Below are 6,258 nucleotides of genomic sequence, written 5' to 3'. Positions count from 1 at the left end.
AGATTCGTTGTGCAATAAAAAGGCAGATTTCTCTGCCTTAATACACAATATACACCCTTTGTGTTACTGTATATAACCTAATGGAGAGGTTTTTTTTTATTCTCTTGCCTTAAAACGGCAAGAAAGGCAAGAAAGGATATCGGATGCAAGGATGGCTGGTGGTTCCCGTTTCTTTGACGTATTTGGGAGCCTTATTTATCATCGCGTGGTACGGCGACATTCAGAAAAGGTGGTTAGCACGCTGGCGGCCGTGGATTTATAGCCTTTCCATTGCGGTGTACTGTACATCGTGGACCTTCTACGGCACGGTCGGGCAGGCCAGCAGTAACCCTTGGTCTTTCTTGCCCATCTATATTGCCCCCATTTTAGTGTTTACCATCGGATGGCGCGTTTTAGCTCGGCTTATTTTGATTGCTAAACGGGAACACATCACGTCGATTGCTGATTTTATCGGAGCTCGTTACGGCAAATCTCAAGGTTTGGCCGTGGTTGTTACACTCATTGCGGTTGCGGGAATTTTGCCGTACATCGCTTTGCAGTTGCGTGGTATCACCATGGGGCTAGAAATCATTGCCCCAGAACTGGCTACCGATTTTGGTTATCAAAACGATAGCGTGTCGTGGTTTGTCGTGGTCGCACTGGCAATTTTTACCATGCTATTTGGTACCCGACACATTGATAACACGGAACACCATCGTGGGATGATGATGGCGATTGCCTTCGAATCGATTATCAAACTGTTGGCGTTTTTAGTAGTCGGTGTATTCATTGTTTGGTTGGCGATGAACACCGAGAATTTGAGCTTAGTTGATGTTGCCGCACAGACGTATCAGTCACCAAACATCCCGACCATATTGATTCATACCGTACTCACGATGCTGGCGATTGTTTGTCTTCCACGACAATTCCATACGATGGTAGTGGAAAATGAACGAGCGCAAGATTTGCATGTTGCTCGTTGGTTGTTTCCCATTTATCTGATCTTGATGGGGATTTTTGTTTTACCTATTGCGTGGGTAGGGCAAGGTTTGTTGAGTGGTGCTTCGCCTGATACTTATGTGATCAGTGTGCCGATGTCGGTAGGGGCGAGTGAAATCGCTTTGCTTGCATTTTTAGGTGGCACTTCGGCGGCCAGTGGCATGGTTATCGTGTCGACGATTGCCTTAGCGATCATGGTATCGAACGACTTGGTTATGCCACTACTGTTACGTCGCATGCGATTGACGCAGCGTAACCATCATCACTTCTCTGAATTATTACTGCGGATCCGCCGTGGTCTGATTTTAGTCCTACTAATTGGCGCCTGGGGTTTTTATCAAGCGTTAGATACCATTCACTCACTTTCAGCGATCGGCTTTCTCTCATTTGCGGCGATCACGCAATTCGCGCCTGCGCTAGTGGGCGGTATGTACTGGCGTCAAGGGAATAAGAAAGGTGTGTATGTTGGCTTGGCGGTAGGCTTTACCATTTGGCTGATTACGTTAATGAGCCAAACGGACATGCTTGCCGGGAATGCCAGTAACAACTTTTTGATTTGGTTGATCACCCCACCAGAGGTATTGGCTGGCTTTGACATTGCGATTTCAGATTGGGGGATGATCCTCAGCGTGGTCGCCAATGCAGTGTGTTTTGTCGTGGTTTCTATGACTACACGACCAAGCCTAAGTGAGCGCTTACAATCGGCATCATTCGTTGGTACGCCACTGCCTGAAAGCGAAAACATGAGCCTATACCAGAGTCGTGTTACGGTTGCTGAACTAGAAATGCTAGCGTCTAGGTTTGTTGGGCGAACGCGAGTAAAAGCGGCTTTTCAAGCGTATTGGAGCCAGCAACGAGAAGAGCTAATGCCGAATCAGCAAGCGCCATCTTCTCTGATTCGACATACCGAACGTGTATTAGCCGGGGTATTCGGTGCCTCTTCTGCTAAGTTAGTACTTACTTCTGCCCTGCAGGGAAGAAACATGCAGCTTGAAGAGGTGGCGACTATCGTCGATGAAGCCTCTGAACTGTACGATTTTAGCCGAGGCCTACTTCAAGGGGCGATTGAACATATCGGCCAAGGTATTGCGGTGGTCGATAAGCAACTACGCTTGGTAGCGTGGAACCAACGCTACTTAGAACTCTTTGAATTTCCGCCTGGCTTGATCCAAGTTGGGCGACCGATTGCGGATGTGATTCGGCACAATGCAGAGCAAGGTTTATGTGGCCCAGGCGATCCTGATGACCACGTCCGTCGCCGTGTGTATCACCTTGAGCAAGGGACTCGGCACACCTCTTCTCGGGTTCGTCCCGATGGTCGCGTGATTGAGGTACAAGGTAACCCAATGCCAGGTGGTGGCTTTGTGATGAGCTTTACCGACATCACCGTATTCCGAGATGCAGAGCAAGCGCTGAAAGACGCCAACGAGACATTGGAAGAAAGGGTGCGTCTGCGGACTCGGGAATTAGAACAGCTTAACAAACAGCTGGTGGCCGCGACGCAACGCTCCGATTTGGAATCGAAGTCCAAATCACGGTTCTTGGCGGCAGTAAGCCATGACTTGATGCAGCCACTCAACGCGGCGCGCCTGTTCGCTTCTTCACTGTCGGAAGTTGCCAAAGACAGCGAAGCCAAAAAGCTGTCGGCACACATTGAGAGTGCTTTAGAGGCGGCCGAAGACCTGATAGGAGATTTGCTGGATATTTCGCGCTTGGAGTCGGGCAAGCTGGAAGTCAATGTGCACGGTTTTGCGTTAAACGATGTGTTGTCGAATTTGAATGCGGAGTTCAGCGCATTAGCCAAGCAACAAGGCATAGTATTCACCATGATTCCATCCTCACTCATGGTGAAATCGGATCCCAAACTGCTGCGCCGTGTGGTGCAAAACTTCCTGACCAATGCGTTTCGTTATAACCCGAATGGCAAAGTGGCGCTCGGTGTTCGCCGGGTAAAAGGGCGAGTGCGTATTGATGTGTGGGACAACGGTGTAGGTATTGAAGAAGAGAAGCAGCAAGAGATCTTTGAAGAGTTTAATCGCGGAACTCAAGTTCGTTCCGACCAAGGTCTCGGGCTTGGTTTGGCGATTTCCAAGGGAATTGCTCAGGTACTTGGGCATGAAATTTCGATGCGCTCTTGGGTTGGAAAAGGCAGTGTTTTTTCCATCACCCTAGATAAAGCTGATCATGTTCAGCCTCATCCAGTTCACGTGGCAATGAGTAAGCAATCTGAACTTGGTCATCTGAGAATCCTATGTGTCGATAATGAGCCTGACATTCTAGTCGGCATGGAAAACTTACTGTCTCGATGGGGCTGCGATACACGAGTTGCAATTGATTTAGTTGAAAGTCTACAAGCGCTTGAGGATGGTTGGATTCCGGACGTGATTTTTTCCGATTACCGACTTGATGATGGTCGTACTGGCTTGGAAGTGCTACAGCAATGTCGCTTGAGGCTAGGCAGCTGCTTTGAAGGTGTCATCATCAGCGCGGATCGCACCGATGATATGCTTGATGGCATCAAGGCAAATGGGTTCAGCTTTATTGCGAAGCCAGTTAAGCCGCTTAAATTGCGTTCGGTGCTCAACCGCGTCGCATAAATTTAGAGTGCTTTAGCGTTGCTATAAAAGAGACCTCCGAATGGAGGTCTCTGTGTTTGTAATCTTATTTTGGTTTGTAGGCTGAGTTTGCCGCTTATTCCGCGACGCCGCCTTGGGTTAGCTTCGCTGGATTAAGCAATCGTTCTAGCGTTGCTCTATCTAAATCGGTTTCTTCTTCTGCGACATCAATAATCGCACGCCCCTGCTTATAGGCTTTTTTCGCGACTTCTGCCGCTTTCAGGTAGCCAATGACTGGGTTGAGGGCCGTGACCAAAATTGGGTTTTTGGCGAGCGCTATATCCAAGTTATCTTGACGAACTTCAAATGTTGCAATGGCCTTATCGGCTAAAGCGGTTGCGCTGTTAGCGAGCAACTCGATGCTCTCCAATACGTTATGAGCAATGACAGGTAGCATGACGTTTAGTTGGAAGTTGCCTGCTTGGCCCGCGACGGTAATCGTGGTGTCATTACCAATGACTTGCGCTGAGGCCATAGCTGCGGCTTCTGGGATCACAGGATTTACTTTGCCAGGCATGATGGAAGAACCCGGTTGCAAGCCTTGTAATTCAATCTCACCTAAACCAGCCAATGGGCCTGAGTTCATCCAGCGAAGATCGTTTGCGATCTTCATGATCGCAACTGCTGCTGTTTTGAGCTGTCCCGATAGGGCGACGATCGCATCTTGGCTGCTTAAATTGAAAAAGAAATTATCACTGGCCGTGAACTGAATACGAGTTGACTGGGTTAGGTTGCTGGCGAATAAATCCGCAAAGCGTGGATCGGCATTGATCCCCGTGCCAACCGCCGTACCACCTTGGGCTAAGGCTTTTACCGCTGGCAGTGCTTGCTCAATCGCTTGCTTAGCATGGTCGATTTGGAACTGCCAACCGCCAAGCTCTTGAGCAAAGGTAATGGGCATCGCGTCCATTAAGTGAGTGCGACCAGTTTTTACAACATCTTTCAGTGCTTGCTGCTTAGACTCTAGTGCTTGGCTGAGGTGTGACAAGGCCGGAAAGAGCTGTTTTTCAATGGCTAATGCTGTGCTAACTTGAATTGCGGTTGGCACCACATCGTTACTGCTTTGTCCCATGTTGACGTGATCATTAGGACTGACGGTACCGCCTAGATGCTGGGAGGCCAGTGTTGCAATCACTTCATTCGCATTCATATTTGAGCTGGTGCCTGATCCGGTTTGAAATACGTCAATTGGAAATTGCTCAATATGATTGTCCTCGATAATCGCCTGAGCTGCGTCAGCAATCGCATTAGCGATATCACCTTCAAGCAGCCCCAATTGTGCGTTGGTGAGTGCCGCAGTCTGCTTGATGTGTGCCAACGCTTGGATGAAGCCAGATGGCATCTTATGTTGACTGAATGAGAAGTTATCGACGGCGCGCTGAGTTTGGGCTTGGTAGAGTGCATCTGCTGGGACTTTCACTTCGCCCATACTGTCAGTTTCTATGCGGAATTCGGTGTTCATAGTAGGGATCCTTTTGGTTAATCGAGTGAGATTTGAATCAGGCGTAATTGTTGTTGTAATGCGAGAAATTTCACGTCGCCTTGTTCAAACTGATAGTAATAGCGTTTGAGACAGAATAATGGCGTATGGATAGAATCGAGACAGACACGACGGAAGATGCGACTGCGAGTGGAGTCTTGAATTGCGTCTAGTAGATGGAAATAAACCTGACGCAAAAACAGCTCACACAACAATAGATTTTCTTCATCGGCATCGTGTTCATAGCAGGAAGACAACACCATTCCCCAATGAATATAGTCATGAATTACGTCTGGCTCAAAGCCGTGTGGTGCGGCGAGAAGGAATCTATCTTGTGCTTTAAAAAATGCGTTGAAGATGTCCCGTTTGTTGTCCATAACCACCTCTCGTTTGATGTAATGATAATTATTATCAATTAAGTGGTGGGTTGGCAACCCTTTTTAGAGTAAGAGGTTGTTGAAGAAAGACTTACGGAAACAAAAGCCGACGTAAAAGCGTCGGCAGAGAGGGAATTATTTAGTCCTGAGGTGACAATGAGGTATCGACGTTTTGGATATCGGTGTCTTTATCTGTGGCCATTACTCTGTAAATAAGGTTTCGTACTTCACAAACGCGGTTTGTGTTTCGCCGTAATAAAGTGTGCCTCCAGATTGAATGACGACTCTTAACCAACTTTCTGCGGATGCTGGTCTTGGTAAGGTAATGTACCAACTTTTTCCAGCCTGATCGGCGGGCTTCATATCAATCGGCTGAGCATTTTTCTCTTCGTCATTAACGATGGAAACTTTGACCCCTTCGAGTGGATAGGCGGCATTGAGTGACAATTCTAAGCCATTTTGCGTGAGCTGTTCTGAGCGAAACTTCACTTTAAAGTCGCCATTTTCCATGTCACACAGTCCACTGGTGTAACGACAGTTAGACTTACTCGCGAGTTTGTAAGTTTCCCCTTCTTGTGCCGCGTGGGGTTTTTCGCTGAGTGCCATATCGGTGCCGAAGTAGGCGATCAAAGAAAGAATCGGCGCAATCAGCAGAGCGAGAATAAAGTGCTTGTTTTTGAACATAAAATACTAATTCCATCAATTATCTGTTCATTTTAACTGGCTAAAATCATTAATAACTTCGTTAATGATTTTGAAGGTAGAGCAACTAGCTTGCTGCAATCTTTGCCTTGTTCTAAACGATTGT

4 protein-coding genes are annotated in these 6,258 nt (G+C 47.6%); 1 reads left to right on the top strand and 3 read right to left on the bottom strand.

Going from position 1 to position 6,258, the window contains the following annotated elements:
* Positions 1 to 143: 143 nt before the first annotated feature.
* Positions 144 to 3,575, top strand: coding sequence for a hybrid sensor histidine kinase/response regulator (locus tag ACWYVB_RS21785; RefSeq protein WP_457530133.1), 3,432 nt, complete (start codon positions 144 to 146; stop codon positions 3,573 to 3,575).
* A 94-nt stretch (positions 3,576 to 3,669) separates the two neighbouring features.
* Here ACWYVB_RS21785 and ACWYVB_RS21780 read toward each other — a convergent pair whose 3' ends face one another.
* The 3 genes from ACWYVB_RS21780 to ACWYVB_RS21770 all read right to left on the bottom strand — a co-directional run bounded on the left by ACWYVB_RS21780 (position 3,670) and on the right by ACWYVB_RS21770 (position 6,134).
* A complete protein-coding gene (locus ACWYVB_RS21780; protein WP_457530131.1) occupies positions 3,670 to 5,055 on the bottom strand; it encodes a class II fumarate hydratase in 1,386 nt (461 codons plus the stop codon).
* A 17-nt stretch (positions 5,056 to 5,072) separates the two neighbouring features.
* Complete coding sequence (locus tag ACWYVB_RS21775) at positions 5,073 to 5,450, bottom strand: hypothetical protein (protein WP_005382370.1); 378 nt, start codon at positions 5,448 to 5,450, stop codon at positions 5,073 to 5,075.
* A gap of 201 nt (positions 5,451 to 5,651) precedes the next feature.
* Positions 5,652 to 6,134: a hypothetical protein gene (locus ACWYVB_RS21770; RefSeq protein WP_301569359.1), complete on the bottom strand. Its 483-nt coding sequence runs from the start codon at positions 6,132 to 6,134 to the stop codon at positions 5,652 to 5,654.
* Positions 6,135 to 6,258: the final 124 nt, after the last annotated feature.

Source organism: Vibrio sp. JZG10 (assembly GCF_054064075.1).
This window is presented reverse-complemented; position numbering and strand designations above follow the sequence as displayed.

Excerpts from the sequence above, each read along its gene's own strand:
- ACWYVB_RS21785 (WP_457530133.1), top strand. The coding sequence starts at position 144 with ATGCAAGGATGGCTGGTGGTTCCCGTTTCTTTGACGTATTTGGGAGCC.
- ACWYVB_RS21780 (WP_457530131.1), bottom strand. The coding sequence starts at position 5,055 with ATGAACACCGAATTCCGCATAGAAACTGACAGTATGGGCGAAGTGAAA.
- ACWYVB_RS21775 (WP_005382370.1), bottom strand. The coding sequence starts at position 5,450 with ATGGACAACAAACGGGACATCTTCAACGCATTTTTTAAAGCACAAGAT.
- ACWYVB_RS21770 (WP_301569359.1), bottom strand. The coding sequence starts at position 6,134 with ATGTTCAAAAACAAGCACTTTATTCTCGCTCTGCTGATTGCGCCGATT.